Here is a 23,308-nt window from a genome sequence, read left to right on the forward strand (position 1 = left end):
TCCACACACAAGCCACGCGAAATCGTGACGTGCGCTGCCACCTTTTCCGGGTGGGAGGATGGCCGGACGCGGAGTCGGCGCGGCGGCACGGCGCGGCACGACACGGGACGGCACGACACGAGACGGCACGGCACGGGACGGGACGAAGGGACGGCGGCCACGGTGAACTCGCTGGGCGACAACCAGAACCTGCTCGCGGAGCAGCGCCGGGCGCTCATCCTCGAGCAGCTGCGTGAGCGCGGCGGCGTGCGCGTGAACGAGCTGACGCGCACCCTGCTGGTCTCCGACATGACGGTGCGCCGCGACCTGGACGTGCTGGCCCGCCGCGGCGCCCTGGAGAAGGTGCACGGCGGTGCGGTCCCGCTCGCCGACGCCAGCACGCACGAACCGGGCTTCGAGGCCAAGTCCTCGCTGGAGCAGTCCGCGAAGGAGGACATCGCCCGTGCCGCGGCGCCGCTGGCGAAGCCGGGCAGCGCGGTCGCGCTGTCCGGCGGTACGACGACGTACGCGCTGGCGCAGCAGCTCACCGAGGTGCCCGACCTGACGGTGGTCACCAACTCGGTGCGCGTCGCCGACGTCTTCCACTCGGCGCAGCACCGGACGGCCGCCGGCGGGCAGGCCCACGCGGGCGCGGCGACGGTGGTCCTCACCGGCGGCGTGCGTACGCCCTCGGACTCTCTCGTCGGCCCGGTCGCCGACGCCGCGATCCGTGCCCTCCACTTCGACGTGCTCTTCCTCGGCGTGCACGGCATATCGGCCGAGGCCGGGCTGTCGACCCCCAACCTGGCGGAGGCGGAGACGAACCGGCGCTTCGTCGGCTCCGCACGGCAGGTGGTGGTCGTGGCGGACCACACCAAGTGGGGCACGGTCGGGCTGAGTTCGTTCGCCTCGCTGGAGGAGGTCGGCACGCTCGTCACGGACGGCGGCCTGCCGCACGAGGCCCGCGACCGGATCCGCGAGCATGTGCGCGAACTGGTGGTGACGGGCGCTACGGAGACGGCCGCGGGCGGCGGACAGGCGTAACCTGCGGAAACTCCGAGATCGGCCCCCGGAGCGCACACGCCGGCACACCTCGTGAAGTGAGCGCAGCCCCGCCGACTTGGCTGCCTGCGGGGCTCGGTCGTGCTCGCGCTCAGAGCTGGGCTGAGGCCAGCAGGTCGCGCACCCCAGCGTGGTCGCGGTGCGACTCGAACCGCTTCAGCGTGTCCTTGAGCATCGCGTCCGTGCGCGGGCTCGCCGTCTGGTGGGACAGCTCAACCGCCTTGCGCGCGCTGGACGTCGCGGCGTCGAGGTCTTCGGCGTCCACGTACGAGCCAGCCAGCCAGCCAGCATAGAGCGCCATCTCGCGAGCGTGCGTGTCGTCGTACGGCGCACTCAGCTGTTCGAGGATCGGCACTGCCCGCTTGTCGTGCAGCTCCGCCCAGCACCGTCCGGCCATGATCTGCGACTCGTCCCGGTTGATCCAGTAGACGCTATCCGGCTCATCTTCCTCGATCCCGTCTCGTCGGTCGTGGCTGTCTTCCACGATGCCGAGGGCCCGCGATACACCGTGCGCGTCCCCCGTACGAGCGCAGGCCCATGCGAGGCGGTCCGCGAGGACGACGCGCACGACGGGGAGCACGGCGGTGCCCGCGTTCACGAGGGACGCCTTCGCCATGGCTACGGACTCGTCGGGCTCCTTGCTGGAGGCGGTGAGGTAAGACAGCTCGCTGAGCGCGGTGGCGGCAAGGGTGCGGTTGCCCGCTTGGTTCGCGGCGGTCGCTGCGGCCTGGGCAAGCTTCTTCGCTCGCTCCAACTTCCCCGCGTCGAAGGCGGTCCACGAGGCGAACTGGTGCAGCTCGGCGAGGGTCGAGAGAAGTTCCCTGCCCACAGCCTGAGTGAACGTTCCGCTCCCGGCCAGGGTCGACAGCTTGCGGATCTCGTCCAGCGCCAGGGGGTACACCGACGCCCCACCCTGGTAATCATCCAGTCGGCGCAGTTCGGCGACGCGCTCACCGAAGCGAGTGACGTCCGAGCGTCCCACGCGGCGGCCCTTGGCGCTTGCTTCCGGTGCGGACAGGGCCACGCCAGCGATCGACGCTGCCCCGACGAACTGTCTGCGGTTCACGGGCGCCACCTCCGTATCTGCGGTACCCGCTGCACGGGACTCGTCATCATCATCCCCTCTGAGCATGCCCGCCAAGGCTTCGGGAGTGATCTCCATGAGTCGACAGATACGAGGCTGCTGCCACGCCTGCGGCGTTGATGTGCCCGATTCCCAGCGGCGGACCGTGCTGACCGCCACCATGAGCGCGTCGGCGAACTGTTCCTGCGTGTAGCCACAGACCTTACGGCGGGCTCTGAGTGCATGACGTGCCATCAACGGGCCTCTGTAGAAGCGAAGTTGCACTACAGAGTAGGGCATGAGCGGTTAGTGAGCGCAAAGTGCGCGGTTCCTGCTCTGGGCTCTCCCTGCAAGTACACGTTGACTGTCGGTCATCAGACCAAGAGGTGAGCCGACATGGGGTGTGCAGTATGCAGACGGCTACAGGAACAAGAGGCTCAGGCGAAGCGGAGCGGCGACCACAGCGCAGCACGGAACAGCGGGACGCCTACTACCAAGAGGCCAAGAGGTGGGCGCTGATCCAATGCCGGGGGCTCGATGACGATGGCAGCAATTCACGAGACGTTCCGTAATCACGGAAAGGAAAGTCAATCCGATGGCTGCCCGTACAGCCGCCCCTGCACAGCCACTGAGTTGGGGCCCGAAAGGTCTGCCGGTGCCCTTTGTCACGGCCTGGAGCGAAGAGAAGCCCACGGCCCGGTCGTTGACCACCCGCACCGATGGCGCCGGCTTGTGCTACAGGGACGAGACGCCCGCGGACCGAGATCAGCACGGCGTGCTGTGGGCACGCATGAGACTGGCCCCCGGGGAGGGGCGCCCGCGCTACCGGCTGCTGCACCCGGTCCGTCAACGGCACGCGATGCGGGCGCTGTTGTGCCAAGGCTGCGGAGGTTCGGCAAGCCGAACGTCGCGTGGGTGGCTGTTTCTGATGCCGGGCTCGGACATATCGGCGGGCACGGATGAAGTGGAAGGGATGGAGAGTGCCCTGTGCACCAAGCCCCCAGTCTGTGAACCGTGCGCGCTTCTCGCCCCTCGCCACTGCCCGCACCTGACGAACCCGATCGCCGTACGATCCCGTCGGCCCCGCGTGTGGGGTGTCTTCGGCGACCAGTACGCACCCGCCAGCACGAGCAGGGGGTTCACCCACGTCCCGACGGACGGCTACCTGCCCTACGGCCGGTCAGCGTGCGCACGCTGGTTCGTTGCCAGCCAACTTGTACTGGAACTCACCCGTTGCACCCGCGCACCGCTGCCCACCGGTCACTGACGTTGCGCCCCTTCTCCCCGTCAGCCCGTCCAGTCGCCCGTTGCGAGGAACGTCTCGATGGTCTGGCTGTACGGATCGATGTCGAGGCCCTGTCCCGCGAGCCAGTCGTCGGAGTAGTACTTGTCGAGGTAGCGGTCCCCCGGGTCGCAGATCAGCGTGACGACGCTGCCCGTACGTCCCTGCGCGTACATCTCGGAGACGATCTTCAGGGCGCTCCACAGCCCCGTGCCCGTTGAGCCGCCCGCGCGCAGCCCCGTGGCGCGTTCGAGGGCGCGCAGCGCCGCGACCGCGGCGGCGTCGGGGACCTTCATCATCCGGTCGACGGCGGACGGCAGGAAGCTGGGCTCCATGCGGGGGCGGCCGATGCCTTCGATGCGTGAACTGCCGTCGCTGGAGGCCTCGTTGTCACCGGTGACCCAGCCGTCGAAGAAGCAGGAGTTCTCCGGGTCGGGTACGCAGACGCGGGTGTCGTACTGCATGTAGTGCACGTAGCGGGCGATGGTCGCCGAGGTGCCGCCGGTGCCGGCGGTGGCCACGATCCAGGCCGGTTCCGGGAAGCGTTCGAGCTTCATCTGCTCGTACACGGACTCGGCGATGTTGTTGTTCCCCCGCCAGTCGGTCGCGCGCTCGGCGTAGGTGAACTGGTCCATGTAATGGCCCCCGGACTCGGCCGCGAGGGCGGCGGAGACCTCGTACACGGTGCGCGGGTCGTCCACGAGGTGGCACCGGCCGCCGTGGAACTCGATGAGCCTGGTCTTCTCGCGGCTGGTCGTGCGCGGCATCACCGCGATGAAGGGGACGCCGATCAGCTTCGCGAAGTAGGCCTCGCTCACCGCGGTGGAACCGGACGACGCCTCGATCACGGGCCTGCCCGGCCGGATCCAGCCGTTGCACAGCCCGTAGAGGAACAGCGAGCGCGCGAGGCGGTGTTTGAGGCTGCCGGTGGGATGCGTCGACTCGTCCTTGAGGTACAGGTCGACGCCCCACCGCTCGGGCAGCGGAAAGGACAGCAGGTGAGTGTCGGCGCTGCGGTTGCTGTCGGCCTGCACCTTGCGCACGGCCTCCTTCAGCCACGCGCGGTACTCCGGGTCGCTGCGGTCCACGTCGAGGGTGGCCGCGCACCGGGACGGGGCGGAGAGCGGTGCGAGGCCCGCGGCGTCGGGGCCGGCAGCGCTCCCGGCGACGGTCTCGGCGGCGGTCTCGGGGATCGGCCCCGTGGCGTTCCCGGCGGCGTCTCCGGTGAAGGAGGACCGTGCGGGCTCCGGTGCCGGTTGTTCGGTGGTGCTCACACGACCGATCCTAAAAGGGCCCCCTGGTGGAGCCCGCGGGTTGCGGGCACACTTCCAAGAGGGTATGGGGCGGCCGGCCGGGGGACCCAGGGGCCGCGAGACTGGTGGGAGGCGATCGTGGCGGAGCCGGAGTACGACGCGGGCGGGGTCCGGATACGGCGGATGCTCCGCTCACTCACACGCGCGGGTCATGTCCTCGTGCGTGACGGGCAGTTGGTGCTGATGACGAGCTACGGGAGCGAGATCGACAGCGGCCCCGTGGACCAGGTCCGCATCAACGGCTACGGCATGCCGGACAGTGCCCTGGCGACGATCAGCGGTACGCGCTATGTGCTTCAGTTCGGTCTCGGCCGCCGTGACGGCCTGCTGAACGCGGTGCGTACGGCGCGCGCCAAGGTCGCGGCCGACCGGGGAATCCTCGGGACCTGAGCCACGGGACCTGAGTCACCGGTCCCTCCTCGCGTTGCGGGACACGGGGCACCGTTTCATCCTTACCGTGTGTCTTTCCTCACATATGTCTCGCAGGTTGCGCATGCACCGGTCCGCTCCCTGACCGCACGGTCCGTGGAGTCCTCGCCATGACGGCCCGTACCACCGGGAAGTCGCGCACCCACTGCGCGGTCGAGTTCCAGGCACTGCCCTCACGGATCGGGCAGGTGCGCCGGATCGTCACCGCCCAGTTGCGCTACTGGCGGCTGGAGCCGCTCATCGACGCGGCCGCGCTCGGGGTCACCGAGCTGCTCACCAACGTCCACAGGCACACCGGCTCCGACAAGCACTGCACCGTCGAGATCGTCTTCCGCAGGGATCACTTGACGGTGTCCGTACGGGATCACGACCCGCGCCTGCCCCGGGTACGGGCGGCCGAGCCGTCCGCGACCAACGGCCGGGGGCTGGCGCTGATCGCCGCCGTCAGCGCGAGCTGGGGCATGCGCGCGCAGAACGACGGCTCGGGGAAGGTCGTGTGGTTCACGCTGCCGGTCACGCTCGGGACGCCCCCGCCGCGTACGGCCGGCGCCCCGCCCGCGCTGCTCGACGAGGCCGGGGTGCCCGCGCTGGCGGGGGCCGCCGGTACGGGACCGGGCGCGGGCGCCCGGCCCGGCGGCGCGGTGAATCCGGTCGCCGACGGGATGTCCGCTCCCGGAGCGCCGCCTACGGGTGGTGGGCCGGTGGGGCCGAGCACACCGGGCTATCCCTGACCTGGCCCGCCGCCCGTCGCGTACGCCGCGCCCGTCTGCGTCCGCCACGTCCCTCGCGTCCGTCACATCCGTCACGGGCGACCCACCGCCCTGGCGGCAGGCAACGGGCCGCCCGCCCGCGGTCTCACTCCGTGGCGACGGCCCGCAGCACGTTCAGCCGTGCCGCCCTGCGTGCGGGCCGCAGCCCCGCGACGAGTCCGGCCGCGAGCCCCACCAGCGCGACCACGGCCAGCCGCTCAGGCGGCAGGGCGAAGGCCGCGGTCCCCGCGCTGTCCGACGCCCGTACGAGGGCCCAGCCGAGGAATCCTCCCAGCAGCAGACCGCCCGCCGTTCCGAACGCCGCCGTCAGCAGCGACTCCCAGCGCACCATCGCCCGCAGCTGCGCCCGTGTCTGGCCGACGGCACGCAACAGGCCCAGTTCCCGGGTGCGTTCGTGCAGCGCCAGGGTGAGGGTGTTGGCGATGCCCAGCAGGGCGATGAGGACGGCCAGGGCGAGCAGGGCGTAGACGAGCGTGAGCATCATGTCGATGCCTGCCGCCGAGCTCTCCGCGTACTCCTCGCGCGTCTGCACGGACGGGCCGCCGTACGGGCGCACGGCCTCCGTGACCGCGGCCTTGCCGTCCTGCGGTGTGACGCCGCCGGCGAAGACGACCGCGAGCAGGGTGTCGGAGTCCTGCGTACGGTGCGGCTGCCAGGCCCGGCGGCTCATGACGTAGTCGCCCGCCAGCTCGTTCCGGTCGTAGACGGCCTCGACGCTGAACCGCTGCCGCTCGCCGTCGGTGAAGCTCACGGCGACGGTGGAACCGGGGCGCCAGCCGTGCCGGTCCGCCTCGTCGGCGGACACGGCCAGGCCTTCCGCGCCGAGCGAGGCGAAGGAGCCGCGCACGCCGGTCAGTTCGAGGACGTCTTCGAGCCGGGCCGGGTCGGTGACGGTCAACTGCTTGCCGTCGCCCTCCACGCGTGCGACGCCCTTGCCCAGCCCGAGGGCCGTGGACACCTCGGGCAGCCGCTCCACGCGGGAGGCCAGCCGGGGGCTGAGCCCGCTGCCTCCGGCACCGAACGCGGGGGCGCTGACGGCGACATCGCCCGCGAAGGAGCGGGAGACGGCGCCGTCCATCGTCGCCTTCATCGAGGACGCGAAGACGGTGAACAGTGACACCACCGCCACGCCCGTCATCAGCGCGGTCGCCGTGGCGGCGGTCCGCTTGGGGCTGCGCAGCGCGTTGCGCTGGGCGAGCGCGCCCGTGACTCCGCGGAACCGGGCCACGGGACGGCCGAGCACCCGTACGGCGGCCGCGGCCGAGGCGGGACCCAGCACCAGGAAGGCGGCGAAGAGGACCGCGGCGCCTGCCCCGGCCGCCCACAGCGAGGGCTCACCGCCGGAGGCGCCCAGCACCGTGGCGGCGGCGCCGCCCGCCGCGAGCACCGCCCCGGCGACGGTACGGACGCGCGGCACGTGCGGGTTCTCCGCGGACGTCTCGCGCAGGGCGGCGAGAGGAGCCGTGCGCGAGGCCCGTACGGCGGGAGCCAGCGCGGAGCCGAGGCAGACGAGCACGCCCACGGCGAGGGGAAGGGCGAGGGAGAGACCGCTGACGACCAGCGGGCCGTCCGGGAAGGGGAAGCCGATTGCCGGGAAGAGCGCCTGGAGCCCCGCCGCGATGCCGATCCCGCCGCCGAGGCCCGCCGCGGAGGCGACGAGCCCGACCGCTGCGGCCTCGGTGAGGGTGGCGCCGAGCACCTGGCGGCGCGAGGCGCCCAGCGCCCGCAACAGGGCGTTCTCGCGGGCGCGTTGGGCCACGACGATCGCGAAGGTGTTGTGGATCGAGAAGACTGCGACCAGCAGCGCGATTCCGGAGAAGACCAGCAGCAGCGAGGTGAACAGCGTCAGGAACTGACCGGAGATCATCTCCTGGTCCTCCTCCGCGACCCGCTGCCCGGTGACCGCCTCGGCGCCCTTCGGCAGCACGGGCTTCAGCGCATCCACCAGTTCCTGCTGCCCCGTGCCGTCCTCGGCCCGCACCTGGACCGACGCGGCCCGGTCCGCCTCGGGCATCAGATGCCTCTGGGCGTCGGCCAGGGTCAGTCCCGCGTAGGTGACCTGGCCCATGCCGTCCTGCCCGCCGAACGAGGCCAGCCCCACGATCCTGATCCGCACCGGGTCGGGCGTGCGCAGTGTGGTGGTGTCGCCGATGTGCAGACCGCCGCGCCGGGCGGCGCCCTCGTTCAGCACGGCCTCGCCGGAGCGGACGGGAGCCCGTCCGCTCGCGAGCGTGTACGGGTTCAGTCCGGAGTCCTCGATCCAGTTGCCGGCGAGGGTGGGCGGCCCCTGCCCGCCGACGGGTTTGCCGTCGGCGCCGACGATCTGGCCCATGCCCTCGACCGACGGCACGGCCGCGGCGACGCCCGGGACCTTCTCGATGCGGTCGATCACTCCGGTGTCGACGGGCTGCCTGGTGCCCTGGGCGTTGCCCGGGGTGGTGATGACGCTTTCGCTGCGTACGACGGCGTCGGTGCCTGCCGCGGCGGCGCCGAACATGGTGTCGAAGCTGGCGCGCAGGGTGTCGCCCATGACGAGCGTCCCCGCGACGAACGAGACGCCCAGCAGCACGGCGCCGAAGGTGCCGGCGAAGCGGCGCCTGTGGGTGCGCAGCGAGGCGAGGCTGAGCCGGAGCGCGGCGAGGGCGCCACCCCGGCGGCGACCGGCGCGGCGGGCCCGGCGCCACCGGCGGGTGCCGCGGGTCCGGCGGGTGCCGCGGGTGCCGGTGCCGCCCGCCTCCGCCGGTGTTCCCCGCGCTCCGGCCGACGGAGCGGCACCGACGGACGATGAACCGCCGGGCGGTGAACTGCCCTGTCCCGCCCCGGAATCGGTGACCGCGCTCATGCCGTCACCCCCGCCGTGTCGAAGGCCTTGAGCCGGTCGAGGACGCGCTGCGGCGTCGGCACGTGCATACGGTCCACGAGCCGTCCGTCGGCGAGGAAGACCACCTCGTCGGCGTGTGCGGCGGCCACCGGATCGTGGGTGACCATGACGACCGTGCGGTGGGTCCGCCGTACCGCGTCGCCGAGCAGCCGCAGCACCTCCTCGCCGGAGCGGGAGTCGAGATTGCCGGTCGGCTCGTCGGCGAAGACGACGTCCGGCCTGCCCGCGAACGCCCGGGCGACGGCGACGCGTTGCTGCTGGCCGCCGGAGAGTTCACCGGGCCGGTGGTGCAGCCTGTCGCGCAGCCCGACGACGTCGATCAGCGTCTCCGTCCACTCGGCGTCGTCCGCGCGCCCGCCCGCGAGGTCCCGCGGCAGGCTGATGTTCTCCGCGACGGACAGGGTCGGCACCAGGTTGAAGGACTGGAAGACGAAGCCGACGCGTTCCCGGCGCAGCAGCGTCAGCTGCCTGTCGCCGAGCGTGCCGAGTTCGGTGCCGCCGATGTGGGCCGACCCCGAGGTGAGGGTGTCCAGCCCCGCGGCGCAGTGCATCAGGGTGGACTTGCCGGAGCCCGAGGGCCCCATGATGGCGGTGAAGCGCCCGGCGGCGAAGCCGAGGGAGACGCCGTCCAGCGCCCGCACCTCGGCCTCGCCGGTGCCGTAGATCTTCACAGCGTCCGTGACGCGTGCGGCGAACTCGCTCACAGCGGACCGTCCTTCGGCCTGCCGCCCTCTTCGAGGACGGAGAGCCGTCGCCAGTACTCGTCCTCGTCGATCTCGCCCTCGGCGAAGCGCCGCGCGAGCAGATCGACGGGCGAGCTCTCGCCGCGGGGGCCTCCGGGCGGTACGGGACCGTGGCCGAACCCGCGGCCGGGTCCGCGCCCGTACCAGGGGCCGTACGAGGGGCCGCGGCCGCGCCACACGGTGCGGCGCAGCAGGAGGAACACCCCGGCCACCACCGCCGCCCAGACCAGTGGGAAGAGCAGGATCCACGGGCCGGGGCCCGCTCCGTCGTGCCAGCGTGCGAGGTCGAACATGGCGGTCAACTCCTCGGTAGCGAAAGGCTTTCTGCCTCTCCTTCTTCGCTACCGAGAGTCGCCCCGCGAGGGGCTCGACGTCGTCGTACGCCCAGCGGCTCCTCGCCTGCTACCCGGGGAGTATCAGGAGGCCGGGCGGCTGCTCCCCGGGAGACCGGCGCCGCCGGACGCCGGGCGCGGCGGCCGCCTCGCGGAGCGCGCGGCGACGCCTGCCGGTGTCACAGGGTGACGGCGATGCCGACGTGCGGGCGCTTGCCCAGCCTGAGCAGGGCACCACCGGAGTCGGTGATCCGGAACTGCCAGCCGTACTTGCCGGTCATCGCCCTGCGCACCCGGTACAGCCCGCCCTCCTCGGTCATCAGCCGGGCGGTGCCCTCGGCGGGCGCTGCGCCCTCGGTCGTACGGCCGCGCGCGTCGCACGGGGTGACGGTCACCCTGGAGCCGTTGCGCACGCGCTTGACCTTGCCGCTGTCGTCGCGGGTCCATACGAGGAGTTCACCGCCGTCCTCGACGGCCCAGACGGGGGTGGCGACGGGGGTGCCGTCGCGCTTGAACGTGGTGAGGCTGACGTAGCGGCTTCCCGCGATCTCCGGTGGTGTCACGCCACGAGGTTACGGCCTCGCGCGCCCGACGGACCGAGCGGACTCGGGCAGGCGGGCAGGCGGGCAGACGCGCATGCAGGCAGGCGCGGGGCGGGCCCGGTGGAGGTGCGCGGGCGTCAGCGGACGTCAGCGGGCGTCAGCGGGCGCCGAGTTCGCGCCGCATGCAGACCCGCGGCCAGAGGTCCAGGCCGACGCGAGCCTCCTCGGCGCGGATCCGGCGCAGGCCCGGCGTCAGCTCGCCGTCCGCGAGCACGCGGAAGCCGCAACGCTCGTAGTACCGGGCGTTCCACGGCACTTCGGCGAAGGTGCACAGGGTCAGCGCCGGTACCCGGGCGGCCTCCGCACGCTCGGCGACGTGGTCGATCAGGGCGCGGCCGATGCCGCGGCGGGCGCTGCCGGGGTCGACCGACACCTGCTCGATGTGCACGTTCCCGTCGACGGGTTCGGCGAGCAGGTACGCCACCGGCCGGTCGGCGTCCGTGCCGCGCTCGCCGTCCCGACCGTCCCGACCGTCCTGGCCGCCGAGGCCGGTGCCCGGGCCGCCGGTGTCCGTCCCGTCGGCGCCCGTCTCCGTGCCGTCCGTCGCCACCCACAGCCCGCCCCGGTGAACATAGCGGCGCAGCACGGGAATCGGCGGCGGCGAGTCGTCGGCGACCCGGTCCATGCCGAGCTCGCGGAAGAGCCCGCCCGCCCCGCGTTCGATCTCCTGGCAGCGCCGCAGGTCCCGCTCGGCGCCCGCTCTGATGTGCACCGTCTTCATCGCGTCAGGGTCCCCAGCGGATCGTCGAGCACGGGCTGCCATGCCAGTTCGGCCGCGCCGACGAGGCTGTTGTGCGCGAGTGAGCTGGGCAGGAGGGGCACGCTGCCGCTCCTCCCCCACAGGCTGCGGCCGGAGATCACCGCCCGCAGGCGTTCGCCGTCGGTCTCCAGCAGTACGCGGTGCAGGCCGCCGAGGACGATGCGGTCCGGGTTGAGGATGTTCACCAGTCCGGCGAGGCCCAGGCCGAGCCGGTCGATCAGGGTCTCAACGGCCGTGCGTACGGCGGGATCCGAGTCGTACTCGGTGCGGATCAGCTCCTCCGCGCGCTCCAGCAGCGAGACCTCGGGGCCCGGCTCCCGCCCGGCCGCCTCCAGGAAGGCGAGCGGGTCCGTCTCGACGTCCAGACAGCCCCGGCTGCCGCAGTGACAGGGGCGTCCGCCGGGGTCGACCGTGACGTGCCCGACCTCCAGCGCGAGGCCCGAACTCCCGGTGTGCAGCCGCCCGTCGAGTACGAGGGCGCCGCCGACGCCGCGGTGGCCGGTGCCCACCACCAGCAGATGCCGGGCGCCGCGGCCCGCGCCGTGGCGGTGCTCGGCGAGTGCGGCGAGGTTGATGTCGTTCGCCGCGTACCCGGGGGCGGTCTCGTCCCCGGAGGGCCCGCTGATGCGTGCCTCGGCCAGGGCGCGGGTGAAGATCTCCCGTACCGGGGCGCCCACTTCCCACGCGAGGTGCAGCGGATTGATCGCGGTGCCCTCGGGCTCGGCGACCGCGGAGGGCACGGCGAGGCCCGCGCCGACGCAGCGGCGGCCCGTGCTCTCCAGCAGCCGCGCGCCGGAGGCGACGACCTCGCCGAGGATCTGCGCCGGGTCGGCCGCCGCCGTGCCGGAGCCGGGTGCCGTGGCGACGATGTGACCGCCGAGGCCGACGAGGGCGGCGCGGTAGCCGTCGGCGTGCACCTGGGCGGCCAGCACGACGGGCCCGTCCGGATCGACCGCGAGCCGGTGCGAGGGGCGTCCCTGGGTGCCGGAGGCGGCTCCGGGCCGGGAGTCGACCGTGATCAGGCCGAGCGATTCCAGCTCGGCGGCGACGGCGCCCGCGGTCGCCCGGGTCACTCCCAGTTCGGCGGTGAGCGCGGCCCGCGTGGGCGCCCTGCCGGTGTGCACGAGTTCCAGTGCCGGGCCGAGTGCGCCGCGGCCTCGCTCCAATTTGCTTGTACGCGTCGGGGTCACACCTCTATTGTCGCTTTGTGTCGACACTGAACAAAATACGGTCGGCGCTCGCCGGAGCAACGGGGCTCCGCAGCCGCGGCGAAGCCGCGTCCCCGCCTTCCGGCCCGCGCCGACTCCGTGCTCTCCGTATCGCGATAACCGTCTTCTTCGCGCTCGACGGCTTCGTCTTCGCCGGGTGGGTGGTGCGCATCCCGGCCGTCAAGGCGCAGACGGGCGCCTCGCCCGCCGCCCTCGGGCTGGCGCTGCTCGGGGTGTCCGCGGGCGGCGTGGTCACGATGATGCTGACGGGACGTCTCTGCCGCCGCTACGGCAACCACTCCGTGACCGTCGCCTCGGCGGTGCTGCTCTCGCTCAGTGTCGCGCTGCCGCCGCTGACGCACTCCGCCGTTTCCCTCGGTCTCGTACTGCTGGTTTTCGGTGCAGCCTACGGCGGTCTGAACGTGGCGATGAACGCCGCGGCCGTCGATCTGATCGCCGCTCTGGGACGGCCCGTGATGCCCGGTTTCCACGCCGCGTTCAGCCTGGGCGGAATGGCCGGCGCGGGGCTGGGAGGACTGGTGGCGGGCCATCTCTCCCCCGTACGGCATCTGCTGCTGCTGACCGCGACCGGGCTGGTGCTCACGGCCGTCGCGGGGCGGGTGCTGCTCGCACGCGCGGGCGGGGACGAGGCGCACTCCCCCGTGCAGGCTCCCGGCCCGTCCCATGGCCCGCCGGCCGAGCCGTCGTCCGGCCCCGCGGTGCCGGCCCCGGCGGCGCCGCCCGACGGGCACGAGCGCACGGAGCCGGCGGAGCGCACGGAGCCGACGCCTCCGGCGTGGCGTGCGCGCCGCCTCGTACTCGTACTCGGGCTGATCGCGCTGTGCACCGCCTACGGCGAGGGCGCGCTCGCCGACTGGAGTGCCCTCCACCTCACCGACGATCTGGACGCCGGTCCGGGGGTCGCCGCCGCGGGTTACTCCGTCTTCGCCCTCGCCATGACGGCCGGACGCCTCTGCGGTACGCGGCTGCTCGAACGCCTCGGCCAGAGCCGCCTGTTGACCACCGGTGGCCTCACCGCCTGCGCCGGCATGCTGCTGGGTTCGCTGGCGCCGCAGGTCTGGCTGGTCCTCACCGGGTTCGTGATCACCGGGCTCGGGCTGGCCAACCTCTTCCCCGTCGCCGTCGCGCGCGCCGGGGCGCTCACGGGCCCGAGCGGGGTGGCAGCCGCCTCCACTCTCGGCTACGGCGGGATGCTGCTGGGGCCCGTCGCCATCGGGTTCCTGGCCGAGTGGTTCTCGCTGACGGCCGCGCTGACGACCGTCGCCCTGCTCTCCGCGGTCGCCGCCGCCGTGGCCCGTCTCGTACGGAACGGCCTTACGGCGGCGGGCGGTTGAACGACCCACCGCCTCATGCGGCGCGCCCGCACCGCGGCGGCGCGTCAACCCCGCGTCCCCGAGGCCCGAACCGTAACGCCGGACCCCGCCCCGCTCCGGCTCAGCCCCGGCACGCTCCGACTACCCGCAACCGCCCCGCACTTCAGGTGAGCGTGAGCACCGTGCGCAGCTCCGCCTCCGAACTGCCACCGGCATAGATCTCGAACTCCCCCGCCTCCACGAGGAGTTCACCGGAGGGGTCGTTGGTGTGGAATCCGAGGTCGTCGGCGCCGAGTTCGAAGCCGACCGTACGGCTCTCGCCCGCCTTCAGCGCCACCCGCTCGAAGCCGCGCAGCCTGCGCACCGGCTGGGCGATGCTGGCGACCTTGTCGCGGATGTAGAGCTGGACGACCTCGTCTCCGGCGCGGCGGCCGGTGTTCTCCACCCGCACCGTCACCCGGACCTTCGCCCCGCCGTCGCGTACGGCACGCGCGCTCACGCTCTTCTCGCTCAGTGCGAGCCGGGAGTAGCCGAAGGTGGTGTAGCTCAGGCCGTGCCCGAATGGGAAGAGCGGACCGTGCGCCAAGTCAAGGTACTTGGATGTGTACTTGTCGTCCGGGTCGTAGGGACGGCCCGTGTTCTCGTGCGCGTAGTACCAGGCCAGCTGTCCGACCGCGCGCGGGAAGGTGACCGGGAGCCTGCCGCCCGGGTTGACGTCGCCGAAGAGCACGTCCGCGAGTGCGTTTCCGCCCTCCAGCCCGGGGTGCCAGCCCGCCAGGACCGCCGGCGCGTGCTCCACGATTCCGGAGAGCACCAGCGGACGGCCCGCGAGCACCACGACGGCGAACGGCTTCCCGGCCTTCGCCACCCGGCGGATCAGCTCCTCCTGCACGCCGGGGAGCGTGATGTCGCTGCGCGACGCGGCCTCGCCGCTGTGGCTCGCCTTCTCGCCGACGACCACGACCGCGGCGTCCGCCGCCCGCACCGCCGCCTCGGCCTCCTCGAAGCCGCCGGTGTCCTTCCCCGTCACCTCGCATCCGCGGGCGAAGGTCACCTTCGCCTCCGGTGCGGCCTTCTTCACGCCCTCCAGCACGGAGACGGCGGGGAACTTGCGCGAGCCGGGACCCGCCCAAGTGCCGTGCAGCTCCTGGGTGTCGTCGCCGAGCGGGCCGACGACGGCGAGCCTTGCGGTGTCCTTGCCCAGCGGCAGGGTGCGGTCGTCGTTCTTCAGCAGAACCGCGCAGCGGGCCGCCGCCTTCCGGGCGTGCTCACGCGCCGACTCGGTGGGCTTGGCGATCTCGCCGTCCTCGTCGGTGTACGGGTTCTCGAAGAGCCCGAGGCGTGCCTTGATCCGGAGGATGCGGGTGACGGCGTCGTCCAGCCGCTCCATGTCGATGCGGCCGGACTCCAGCAGCTTCTTGCCGTGGTCGGCGTAGGTGGTGCTGACCATCTCCATGTCGACGCCGGCGCCGAGGGCGAGCGCCGCGGCGTCCGCGCCGTCGGCTGCGACGCCGTGCGGTATCAGCTCCTGGACGCCGTTGTAGTCGCCGACGACGAAGCCGTCGAAGCCGAACTCCTCGTGGAGGATCCGGTCGAGGGTGTGCCGGTTGGCGTGCGCGGGAACGCCGTTGACCGTGTTGAAGGACGCCATGACCGTGGCCACGCCCGCCTCCACGGCAGCCTTGAACGGGGGCAGCGCGATGTCCCGCAGCCGCCTCTCCGAGATGTCCACGGTGTTGTAGTCGCGGCCGCCCTCGGGGAATCCGTAGCCCACGAAGTGCTTGGCGCACGCGGCGATCCGGCCCTCCTGCGAGTAGTCGTCGCCCTGGAAGCCGCGCACCTTCGCCGCCGTCAACTCCGCCGTCAGATACGGGTCTTCGCCGCTGCCCTCGGCGATGCGGCCCCAGCGCGGCTCCCTGCTGACGTCGGCCATCGGCGCGAACGTCCAGTGCACGCCCCACGACGCCGCCTCGCGGGCGCTGACCTGTGCGTCGGCGGTGACCACGGCGGGGTCGAAGGAGGCGCCCTGGGCGAGCGGCACCGGAAAGGTCGTCAGAAAGCCGTGGATGACGTCGAGTCCGAAGACCAGCGGGATGCCCAGGCGCGACTCCTCGACGGCGAAGCGCTGGAGGTCGTTGCACTCCTTGGCCCCGGTGATGTTGAGGACGGAGCCCAGCCTGCCCTGCGCGGCGGCCTCGCGGGCCTTCTCGTTCTGCCCCTCCCCGGGGCCCGTGTCGGGGTTCCAGGTCAGCTGCTGCAACTGACCGAACTTCTCCTCGACGGTCATACGGGCCAGCAGCTTCCGCACTCGGCGCTCCGTCCTGGCGTCGTCCTTGCCGCGTGCGGCGGCCGTCGCGCGGCGCGATGACCGTGCCTGTGCACCGGTCTCGGCGGGCGCGGTGCCGGAGGCCGCCGCCGCGGGAGTGGCCGTGAGCCCCGGCAGCGTCGTCGACGAGGCGAGTACCGCCGCCCCCGCTGATGCCCTGAATACGCTGCGACGGCTGGGTTTTCCGGCCACTCGGATCTCCTTCGACGGGCGTCCCGGGCTGTGTCGTACGGATCTTGCCGGAGGGAAGTCAATCCGGCGCGGCACGGGCGGTCAAGGGACGAAAGGGAAAGCGGTCCGAATTATTGGAAGCGCATACATCAACCGGCGCGCGGCGGCCGGGGGAACCGAATAAGGCCCGGCGGACGTGCTCGGCGACGAAGAAGGGTACGAGGACGGACGAGAACGCCACGGAAAGCGAAGGAAGAGCACGAAAAGCACGAAGAACAGCGGGAGATACCGGGAGAGACCGCGAGAGACCGGGGCGCAGGACCGGCAGGACGACGGGGCAGAGGGGGACGGCGATGCACGGGACTCGTACACAGGCCGAACGGGACGCCGTGACGGTGGAGATCGGCTACGCGCTGCTGAGCGGTGCGCTGCTGGCGGTACTGACCCTTCTGCTGTTCGTGGGGGTCCACGCGCTCCTCCCGCTGCCCGGCGGACCCGCGTGGCCGGTGCTCGCGGGCAGCACCTCGGCCGCCGTCTTCGTGGCACGCGTGCTGCATGTGCTGATGCGCCATCGCGCCGCCGAACGCGCCCCGGACGGCGCGGAGTTCACCGACGGTACGGGCGGCACGGGCGGCACCGGCGGGACCGGCGGCGGCGACGGCGGCCGCGCGGGCACGGCGGGAGAGGCAGCCCGCGGCACGGCCGGAGGGACCGCCGCGGAAGCCGGTCCGGAGGCCGGCGCCCCCGGCTCTCAGCCCAGCCAGCCGGGGCGTACGAGCCCCGACTCGTAGGCCAGCACGACGAGTTGGGCCCGGTCGCGCACGCCGAGCTTGACCATCGCACGGCTCACATGGGTCTTGGCGGTGAGCGGGGAGACGACGAGGCGCCCGGCGATCTCCTCGTTGGACAGGCCGATGCCCACGAGCGTCATCACCTCGCGTTCGCGCTCGGTGAGCCCGGCCAGGGTCCCGGCCTCGGCGGGCTGTTTCGACCGGGCCGCGAACTCCTCGATGAGGCGCCGGGTGACGCCGGGCGAGAGCAGCGCGTCGCCGTCGACGACCGCACGCGCGGCCCGTACCAGCTCCTCGGGCTCGGTGTCCTTGACGAGGAAGCCGGAGGCCCCGGAGCGGATCGCCTCGAAGACGTACTCGTCCAGCTCGAAGGTGGTCAGCATGACGACCTTCACCTCGGTCAGTTCGGGGTCGGCGGTGATGCGGCGCGTCGCGGCGAGCCCGTCGAGCACGGGCATCCTGATGTCCATCAGCACCAGATCCGGGCGGAGTTCGCGCACCAGGCGGATGGCCTCCTCGCCGTCGGCGGCCTCTCCCGCCACCTCGATGCCGTCCTGTGCGCCGAGCAGCGCGCGGAATCCGGCACGTACCAGCGACTGGTCGTCGGCGAGCAGGACGCGGATCACGGTGACTCCTTCGCTGGGGGCGCCGATACGCTACCGCCGCCGGCGAGAGGCAGACGGGCCGTGACACGGAATCCGCCGTCCGCCCGTGGCCCCGCCTCGGCGCTGCCGCCGAGCGCCGCCGCCCGCTCCCGCATCCCGACGAGGCCGTTGCCGCCGCCGCCCGCGCCGGCGCCGGTCGCCGGGCCCTCGTCGTCGACGTCGATGCGGAGTTCGCCGTGCCCGTAGCTCAGCCGCACGCGCGCCGTGCGGGACTCGGAGTGCCGTACGACGTTGGTCAGGGCCTCCTGGACGATGCGGAACGCCGCCAGGTCGGCACCGGGCGGAAGGGACGTCGCCTCGCCCTCGGTCTCGGTGGTGACCCGCAGCCCCGCGTCGGCGGCCTGCGAGACCAGCTCCGGCAGCCGCCCGAGGCCCGGCGCCGGCGCGCGCGGGGCGTCGCCGGGGGCACGCAGGGTGTCCAGCACCTGGCGGACCTCACCCAGGGCCTCCTTGCTGGCGTTCTTGATGGTGGTCAGCGCGGTGCGCGCCTGCTCGCGGTCGGAGTCGAGCAGCGCGAGGCCCACGCCCGCCTGGACGTTGATGACCGAGATGCTGTGCGCCAGCACGTCATGAAGTTCGCGGGCGATGCGCAGCCGCTCCTCGTCGACCCGGCGGCGCTCCGCCGCCTCCGCCTCGGCACGGCGGCGGGCCCACTCCTGGCGGCGGGTGCGGGCGAGTTCGCCGACGGCGAGCACGGCGGCGATCCACGCGGCCACGAGGAGTTCGGACTGCCAGCCGGGCGGCTGGTCGCCCGCGGGCGGCAGCCGGTCCAGCAGGACGTACCCGAAGACCAGGTGCCCCGCCCAGACCAGCACCAGCGCACCCCATGCCGCGTAGCGATGGCCCGCGACCACTGCCGCGAACGCGGCGACGGCGACGCTGAGGAAGACGGGCCCGTACGGATATCCGGCGGCGAGGTAGACGGTGGTCGCCACGGCGCAGCCGAAGACGGCGGTACGGGGGTAGCGGTAGCGCACGAGCAGCAGCAGCGGACCCACGGTCAGAAGCAGCCGCGCATAGACGTCGAGCGAGGTCCGCACGCCCTCCTGGTTGGCCGCGGCGCCCTGCGAGCCCGCCTGCTGTGCGACGAGCACGGCGAACGACGTCAGCCACGCGACGTGGCGCGGACCGGACCCGTGCGCCCATCCCCTCGGGTTGCGCCACCGGGCCGGCTCCCACGGAGGGGGCGGGGCGGCGGGGCCGTGCGGCGGAAAGCCGGGCCCGCGGGGCAGCCGCCGGAGCCTGCCCGGCAGCTCCCGGAACCGGCCGGCGAGGCTCCGCCGGGAACCTGCGGGGCCGCGGGGCCGGTGCGGGCTGGGGTCCATGTCCGCAACGCTAGCCGCGAGCCGTGCGCCGCGGAGTCACCCTGCGGCGGGCATCGCGGCTACTCCCCGGGGAGTAGCCGGAGGGGACGCGCAAGGGCGCGGGCGGAGGCGACGCGTGGTGACGTGGGATACCGAATGTCCGGTGTGCCGGAATCCGGCCTCGTCGGGCCGGCGGCCTCACGGCACTGCGTTTCCGGCACGGGCGCAGGCCCCCTTGAGTGCCCCGGTCCCCGAGTCCACGGGTCCCCGACTCCCCGCATCACAGCCGACTGCGCGGCCCGTGACGGGCGTTGGGCCCGGTGCGTCGGAGGGGCAGCGCGGACACGTCCTAGGTGTCGAGCAGTTCCGGCGCGAAGACGTCCTCGATCCTCCGCCGCCGGGGGCACAGGCCCTGTCGGTGGTGGCAGCGCAGATAGGCGTCGAGGGCGGCACGGTTGGCCGAGACGCCGTAGGGCCACCAATCCCGGGGAAAGTCCTCGGAGTTGCGCTCGACCAGGGCGTTCATCCAGGGAACCATGGTCGGGACCTGATAGAGCCTGCGATCGCGGCGGTAGCCGTCGGCGGCGGTCTCCTTCGCCTCGCGGAAGGCACGGTAGACGTCGTGCGCGATGCCGGGGCGCTCGCGCAGGAGTTCCCGCCGTACGACGACCGTGTGCATGATCGGGAAGATGCCCGTCCGCCGGTGGTAGTCGCGCTCCAGCGGTTCGAAGTCGGGGAAGAGACGGGCGACGTTCGGGGACCCGTCGAGCACGCACTGCGGGACGTTCGCCGAGAACAGCGCGTCGATCTCACCGGCGTCGAGCATCGCGCCCAGCGTCTTCCCCTCGGGTGCGGCGCTCACGTCCACGTCGGCCGGATGCGGATGCGGAATGAAGTCGAAGGGAGCGGCGGGGTGTTCGAGGCCGCCGATCACCCAGCGGCTCTTCCCGGGCTCGAACCCGTACTCGTCCATGAGGATCCCTTTGGCCCACACGCCGGAGTCCTGGCCGTAGGTGCCGAACTCGCCGATGGTCCTGCCCGCGAGATCGTCCGGCCCGCTGATCCCGCTGTGGACGTTGACGTAGACGCAGGAGTGCCGGAAGACGCGGTTGGGGAAGACCGGCAGCGCCACGAACGGCAGGCCGGCGTCCAGCAGCCGCAGGTAGAAGGTGAGTCCGAGCTCGGCCACGTCGAACTCGTCGCCGCGGATGAGCCGTTCGAAGATCTCCGGCAGCGTCGCGGCGGTCTTCATGGTGACGTCGGCGCCCTGGACTTGCACGCTCCCGTCGAACAACGCACGCGTCGTGTCGTACTCGTAGCACCCGATGGTGAGAGGGGGGTTGGTCATGGTCATCACTCCTCGCCGGCTCCACTGCCGCCATCGTCTGCCGTCGCGGCAGCCGCCGTCCAAGACCGTTTCGGCAGGCCCGATACCCCACGGGTATCGTGTTCGGCGTGGATCTGCGCGCGCTCCGGTACTTCGCCGCCGTCGCCGAGGAGCGCCACTTCGGGCGGGCCGCCGGCCGGCTGCACATGACGCAGCCGCCCCTCAGCCGTGCGATCCGCCAGCTTGAGGACGAGCTCGGAGTCGTCCTGTTCGAGCGCACCCCCAAGGGCGTCGCGCTCACCGCCGCCGGAAGCGTTCTGTACGACGAGACGGGCGCGCTGCTGAGGCGGGCCGGTCGGATCCGCAGCCGGGTCGCCGACGCGGCGGGCGGGGCGACCCTGGCCGTCGGGACGCTGGCGGACGCGGCCGAGCACGTCGGCACCCGGCTGGTCCCGGCCTTCCGGGCCCGCCATCCGCATGTGAACGTCACCGTCCACGAATCGGATCTCGGCGACCCGACCGCTGGGCTCCGCGCCGGGCTCGTCGATGTGGCGATGACCCGAACTCCCTTCGAGAGCACGGGAATCGGCACCCGCGTCCTGCGCTCGGTGCCCGTCGGCGTGGTCCTGCGTGACGACGACCCGCTCGCCCGCCGTACGTCGGTCTCCTCGGCCGACCTCCGCGGGCGCCGCTGGGTCCGGCTGCCCGAGGGGACCGATCCCGTGTGGACCGCGTACTGGACGGGCGGCGGGCAGGACGGTGCGGCGGGACCGGTTCTGCGGACGGTCCAGGAGTGCCTGCAAGCGGTGCTGTGGAACGGGACGTCGGCCCTCGCCCCGGTCGATCAGCCGCTGCCCGCCGGGCTGTCGGCCGTACCGTTCAGCGATCGCCCGCCGAGCGACCTCGTCGTGGCCTGGCCGAAGACGGCACGGAGCCCGCTGGTCCGCAGCTTCGTCCAGGTCGCCGAGTCGGGCCGCGACTCATGACCGCCCGGCACCGCACCGCACCGCACCGCACCGACCCAGCGCCCGGCCCGATCTCGTTCCGCTCCGCTCCGCTCCTCCAACTCCCGGAAGGAACCGCCCCGATGACCGAGGCACACGTACTCAAGCCCGACCGGTTCACCCGCCGCGTGCTCAATCCGCTCGTCTCCTGGCTGACGCGGCGCGGCATCGCCGTCGCGGGGTCGCGCGTGCTCGCCGTACGCGGGCGCAAGAGCGGCGAGTGGCGCCGCACCCCCGTCAACCCCCTGCTCCACGAGGGCGAGCGCTATCTCGTCGCGCCGCGCGGCCATGTCCAGTGGACGCACAACATGCGTGCCGCGGGCGGCGGGGAGCTGCACAAGGGCAGACGCGTCGAGCGGTTCCGCGCCGTGGAGCTGGCCGACGAGGAGAAGCCGGAGGTGCTGCGCGCCTATCTGGCGAAGTGGAGTTGGGAGGCCGGTGCTTTCTTCGGCGGGCTCGACGCGCGCTCCAGCCGGGACGAACTCCTCGCCGCCGCGCACAAGCACCCCGTCTTCCGCATCACCGACGCCGGCGACCGCACGGACTGAGCCGGGAGCGGCCGGAATCGACCGGAAGCGGAAGCCCCGCGCGGCGGGGCCCCGCGCCGCCGCACGCCGCACGCCGCACGCCGCACGCAGTACCGTCGCGCCCGGAGCGGCCCGGGGGCTCGTCCGGGGCTCCTCCGGCGGTTTCCCGGCAGCCCCTCGGCCCCGCCCCCTCAGCTCTGCGGGCGGTCCAGCGCGTCCAGCGCGCGCCGTGCCATCGCGCTCGTCCGTACGACCTCGGGCAGTGACGTGGCGCCGCGCGTGAACTCCGCGAAGACGTTCCACGCGGGACGGAACCCGGTGAGCGCGGCGTGCAGCATCCCCGGGCGGCGCGAGAACACGTTGAACATGCGGCGTCCGACGCCCATCTCCACGCCCAGCCCCGCCTTGACGGCGAAGGCGTAGTTGAGGGCCTGCTGCCGGGCGTCCACCGCGTCGTGCGCCTCCGCGACGCGTACGGCCCACTCCCCGGCCAGCCGCCCGGAGCGCAGGGCGAAGGAGATTCCCTCGCGAGTCCACGGCTCCAGCAGCCCGGCCGCGTCCCCGCACACCATCACCCTGCCCCGGGACAGCGGCGAGTCCTCGGTGCGGCAGCGGGTCAAGTGCCCGGAGGAGACGCTGGGTTCGAAGCCGGCGAGGCCGAGCCTGCCGACGAAGTCCTCCAAGTACCGCTTGGTGGCGGCCCCTTCACCACGGGCCGAGATCACACCGACGGTGAGCGTGTCGCCCTTGGGGAAGACCCATCCGTAACTCCCGGGCAGCGGGCCCCAGTCGACGAGCACCCGGCCCGCCCAGTCCTCGGCGACGCTCTCCGGCACCGGGATCTCCGCCTCCAGACCCAGGTCCACCTGGTCCATCTTCACGCCGACGTGGGCGCCTATCCGGCTCGCGCTGCCGTCCGCGCCGACGACCGCGCGCGCCAGCACGGGCCGCTCGTCCCCGGAGAGCACGACGGCGACCGTGCGGCGGTCGGGTACCGCGGCGCCGTGCTGTTCGACGCGGGTGACGGTCACGCCCGTACGTACCCTGGCGCCCGCCTTGACCGCGTACTCGACCAGCGACTCGTCCAGCTCGGAGCGGTTGACCAGGCCGAAGAGCATCTGCCGGGAGCGGCGGGTGCGCGTGAGCCTGCCGTTGAGGGAGAAGGTCACGGCGTGCACGCGGTCGCGCAGCGGCAGGTCGAAGCCGGGCGGCAGGGCGTCACGGGAGGGCCCGATGATGCCGCCGCCGCACGTCTTGTAGCGGGGCAGCTCGGCCTTCTCCAGCAGCAGCACTCGGCGTCCCGCGACCGCGGCCGCGTACGCGGCGGAGGCTCCCGCGGGGCCGGCGCCGACCACGACCACGTCCCACACCGGGTCCTCGGCCTCAGCACCGGCGACCTCGTCGGGGACGGAGGCGGCGGAGGGCTCGGCCCCGG

20 protein-coding genes and 1 pseudogene are annotated in these 23,308 nt (G+C 73.0%); 7 read left to right on the plus strand and 14 right to left on the minus strand.

The features are described 5' to 3' along the window. The first annotated feature begins 171 nt into the window (after window positions 1–171). Window positions 172–1,023 carry a DeoR/GlpR family DNA-binding transcription regulator gene (locus HCC61_RS12965; protein WP_169135704.1) on the plus strand — a complete coding sequence of 284 codons (852 nt, stop codon included), beginning with the start codon at window positions 172–174 and terminating at the stop codon, window positions 1,021–1,023. A gap of 109 nt (window positions 1,024–1,132) precedes the next feature. On the opposite strand, the gene HCC61_RS12970 is transcribed toward HCC61_RS12965, so the two are convergent. From HCC61_RS12970 to HCC61_RS12975, 3 genes and pseudogenes are all read right to left on the minus strand, one after another. Next, entirely contained in the window at window positions 1,133–2,107 is a 975-nt protein-coding gene (locus HCC61_RS12970) for an XRE family transcriptional regulator (protein WP_346777180.1), read from the minus strand. A gap of 87 nt (window positions 2,108–2,194) precedes the next feature. Then, window positions 2,195–2,404: pseudogene (locus HCC61_RS31495) on the minus strand (helix-turn-helix transcriptional regulator); the annotation flags it as partial. A gap of 987 nt (window positions 2,405–3,391) precedes the next feature. Further along, entirely contained in the window at window positions 3,392–4,474 is a 1,083-nt protein-coding gene (locus HCC61_RS12975) for a PLP-dependent cysteine synthase family protein (protein ID WP_346777178.1), read from the minus strand. Between the two features lie 303 nt (window positions 4,475–4,777). On the opposite strand from HCC61_RS12975, the gene HCC61_RS12980 reads away from it, so the two are divergent. Further along, a complete protein-coding gene (locus HCC61_RS12980) occupies window positions 4,778–5,089 on the plus strand; it encodes a hypothetical protein (protein WP_169135533.1) in 312 nt (103 codons plus the stop codon). Between the two features lie 149 nt (window positions 5,090–5,238). Then, entirely contained in the window at window positions 5,239–5,859 is a 621-nt protein-coding gene (locus HCC61_RS12985; protein ID WP_169135534.1) for an ATP-binding protein, read from the plus strand. A gap of 124 nt (window positions 5,860–5,983) precedes the next feature. On the opposite strand, the gene HCC61_RS12990 is transcribed toward HCC61_RS12985, so the two are convergent. The 6 genes from HCC61_RS12990 to HCC61_RS13015 all read right to left on the minus strand — a co-directional run bounded on the left by HCC61_RS12990 (window position 5,984) and on the right by HCC61_RS13015 (window position 12,406). Further along, window positions 5,984–8,740 (minus strand): FtsX family ABC transporter permease, encoded by a 2,757-nt coding sequence (locus tag HCC61_RS12990; protein ID WP_169135535.1) that lies wholly within the window; start codon window positions 8,738–8,740, stop codon window positions 5,984–5,986. Beyond that, complete coding sequence (locus HCC61_RS12995; RefSeq protein WP_346777164.1) at window positions 8,737–9,483, minus strand: ABC transporter ATP-binding protein; 747 nt, start codon at window positions 9,481–9,483, stop codon at window positions 8,737–8,739. The genes HCC61_RS12990 and HCC61_RS12995 overlap by 4 nt, the downstream gene beginning before the upstream one ends. After that, on the minus strand, window positions 9,480–9,815 hold the full coding sequence (locus tag HCC61_RS13000) for an SHOCT domain-containing protein (RefSeq protein ID WP_169135536.1): 336 nt from the start codon (window positions 9,813–9,815) through the stop codon (window positions 9,480–9,482). The genes HCC61_RS12995 and HCC61_RS13000 overlap by 4 nt, the downstream gene beginning before the upstream one ends. A 218-nt stretch (window positions 9,816–10,033) precedes the next feature. Then, window positions 10,034–10,417, minus strand: coding sequence for a PPOX class F420-dependent oxidoreductase (locus HCC61_RS13005; RefSeq protein ID WP_169135537.1), 384 nt, complete (start codon window positions 10,415–10,417; stop codon window positions 10,034–10,036). Window positions 10,418–10,553: 136 nt separating this feature from the next. After that, window positions 10,554–11,177 carry a GNAT family N-acetyltransferase gene (locus HCC61_RS13010; RefSeq protein ID WP_169135538.1) on the minus strand — a complete coding sequence of 208 codons (624 nt, stop codon included), beginning with the start codon at window positions 11,175–11,177 and terminating at the stop codon, window positions 10,554–10,556. Further along, window positions 11,174–12,406 carry an ROK family protein gene (locus tag HCC61_RS13015; protein WP_346777165.1) on the minus strand — a complete coding sequence of 411 codons (1,233 nt, stop codon included), beginning with the start codon at window positions 12,404–12,406 and terminating at the stop codon, window positions 11,174–11,176. Before HCC61_RS13015 ends, HCC61_RS13010 begins: the two co-directional genes overlap by 4 nt. A gap of 17 nt (window positions 12,407–12,423) precedes the next feature. On the opposite strand from HCC61_RS13015, the gene HCC61_RS13020 reads away from it, so the two are divergent. Further along, window positions 12,424–13,779 carry an MFS transporter gene (locus HCC61_RS13020; RefSeq protein ID WP_169135540.1) on the plus strand — a complete coding sequence of 452 codons (1,356 nt, stop codon included), beginning with the start codon at window positions 12,424–12,426 and terminating at the stop codon, window positions 13,777–13,779. Window positions 13,780–13,921: 142 nt separating this feature from the next. On the opposite strand, the gene HCC61_RS13025 is transcribed toward HCC61_RS13020, so the two are convergent. Continuing rightward, window positions 13,922–16,045 carry a glycoside hydrolase family 3 N-terminal domain-containing protein gene (locus HCC61_RS13025; protein ID WP_169135708.1) on the minus strand — a complete coding sequence of 708 codons (2,124 nt, stop codon included), beginning with the start codon at window positions 16,043–16,045 and terminating at the stop codon, window positions 13,922–13,924. A gap of 563 nt (window positions 16,046–16,608) precedes the next feature. Here HCC61_RS13025 and HCC61_RS13030 point away from each other — a divergent pair. Then, window positions 16,609–17,046 carry a DUF6332 family protein gene (locus HCC61_RS13030; RefSeq protein WP_169135284.1) on the plus strand — a complete coding sequence of 146 codons (438 nt, stop codon included), beginning with the start codon at window positions 16,609–16,611 and terminating at the stop codon, window positions 17,044–17,046. On the opposite strand, the gene HCC61_RS13035 is transcribed toward HCC61_RS13030, so the two are convergent. From HCC61_RS13035 to HCC61_RS13045, 3 genes are all read right to left on the minus strand, one after another. Continuing rightward, window positions 17,007–17,672: a response regulator transcription factor gene (locus HCC61_RS13035; protein ID WP_169135541.1), complete on the minus strand. Its 666-nt coding sequence runs from the start codon at window positions 17,670–17,672 to the stop codon at window positions 17,007–17,009. The genes HCC61_RS13030 and HCC61_RS13035 overlap by 40 nt on opposite strands. Beyond that, a complete protein-coding gene (locus tag HCC61_RS13040; RefSeq protein WP_169135542.1) occupies window positions 17,669–19,036 on the minus strand; it encodes a sensor histidine kinase in 1,368 nt (455 codons plus the stop codon). The genes HCC61_RS13035 and HCC61_RS13040 overlap by 4 nt, the downstream gene beginning before the upstream one ends. Before the next feature lie 328 nt (window positions 19,037–19,364). Further along, window positions 19,365–20,363 carry a 4,5-dihydroxyphthalate decarboxylase gene (locus HCC61_RS13045; RefSeq protein WP_169135543.1) on the minus strand — a complete coding sequence of 333 codons (999 nt, stop codon included), beginning with the start codon at window positions 20,361–20,363 and terminating at the stop codon, window positions 19,365–19,367. 107 nt (window positions 20,364–20,470) lie between these two features. Here HCC61_RS13045 and HCC61_RS13050 point away from each other — a divergent pair, with 107 nt between their 5' ends. Both HCC61_RS13050 and HCC61_RS13055 read left to right on the plus strand, forming a co-directional pair. Then, entirely contained in the window at window positions 20,471–21,328 is an 858-nt protein-coding gene (locus tag HCC61_RS13050) for a LysR substrate-binding domain-containing protein (protein ID WP_169135544.1), read from the plus strand. Between the two features lie 101 nt (window positions 21,329–21,429). Then, window positions 21,430–21,894: a nitroreductase family deazaflavin-dependent oxidoreductase gene (locus tag HCC61_RS13055; protein WP_169135545.1), complete on the plus strand. Its 465-nt coding sequence runs from the start codon at window positions 21,430–21,432 to the stop codon at window positions 21,892–21,894. A gap of 170 nt (window positions 21,895–22,064) precedes the next feature. On the opposite strand, the gene HCC61_RS13060 is transcribed toward HCC61_RS13055, so the two are convergent. Further along, window positions 22,065–23,243 carry a geranylgeranyl reductase family protein gene (locus HCC61_RS13060; RefSeq protein ID WP_169135709.1) on the minus strand — a complete coding sequence of 393 codons (1,179 nt, stop codon included), beginning with the start codon at window positions 23,241–23,243 and terminating at the stop codon, window positions 22,065–22,067. Window positions 23,244–23,308: the final 65 nt, after the last annotated feature.

This window comes from Streptomyces sp. HNM0575, from assembly GCF_012726265.1.
In the GTDB taxonomy this organism is placed as follows: Bacteria; Actinomycetota; Actinomycetes; order Streptomycetales; family Streptomycetaceae; genus Streptomyces.

Bases quoted from the DNA above. Each gene is read 5' to 3' on its own strand.
- HCC61_RS13055 (WP_169135545.1), top strand. From the start codon at position 21,430: ATGACCGAGGCACACGTACTCAAGCCCGACCGGTTCACCCGCCGCGTG.
- HCC61_RS13000 (WP_169135536.1), bottom strand. From the start codon at position 9,815: ATGTTCGACCTCGCACGCTGGCACGACGGAGCGGGCCCCGGCCCGTGG.
- HCC61_RS12990 (WP_169135535.1), bottom strand. From the start codon at position 8,740: ATGAGCGCGGTCACCGATTCCGGGGCGGGACAGGGCAGTTCACCGCCC.
- HCC61_RS13040 (WP_169135542.1), bottom strand. From the start codon at position 19,036: ATGGACCCCAGCCCGCACCGGCCCCGCGGCCCCGCAGGTTCCCGGCGG.
- HCC61_RS13025 (WP_169135708.1), bottom strand. From the start codon at position 16,045: ATGACCGTCGAGGAGAAGTTCGGTCAGTTGCAGCAGCTGACCTGGAAC.
- HCC61_RS13045 (WP_169135543.1), bottom strand. From the start codon at position 20,363: ATGACCAACCCCCCTCTCACCATCGGGTGCTACGAGTACGACACGACG.
- HCC61_RS12985 (WP_169135534.1), top strand. From the start codon at position 5,239: ATGACGGCCCGTACCACCGGGAAGTCGCGCACCCACTGCGCGGTCGAG.
- HCC61_RS13010 (WP_169135538.1), bottom strand. From the start codon at position 11,177: ATGAAGACGGTGCACATCAGAGCGGGCGCCGAGCGGGACCTGCGGCGC.
- HCC61_RS13030 (WP_169135284.1), top strand. From the start codon at position 16,609: ATGCACGGGACTCGTACACAGGCCGAACGGGACGCCGTGACGGTGGAG.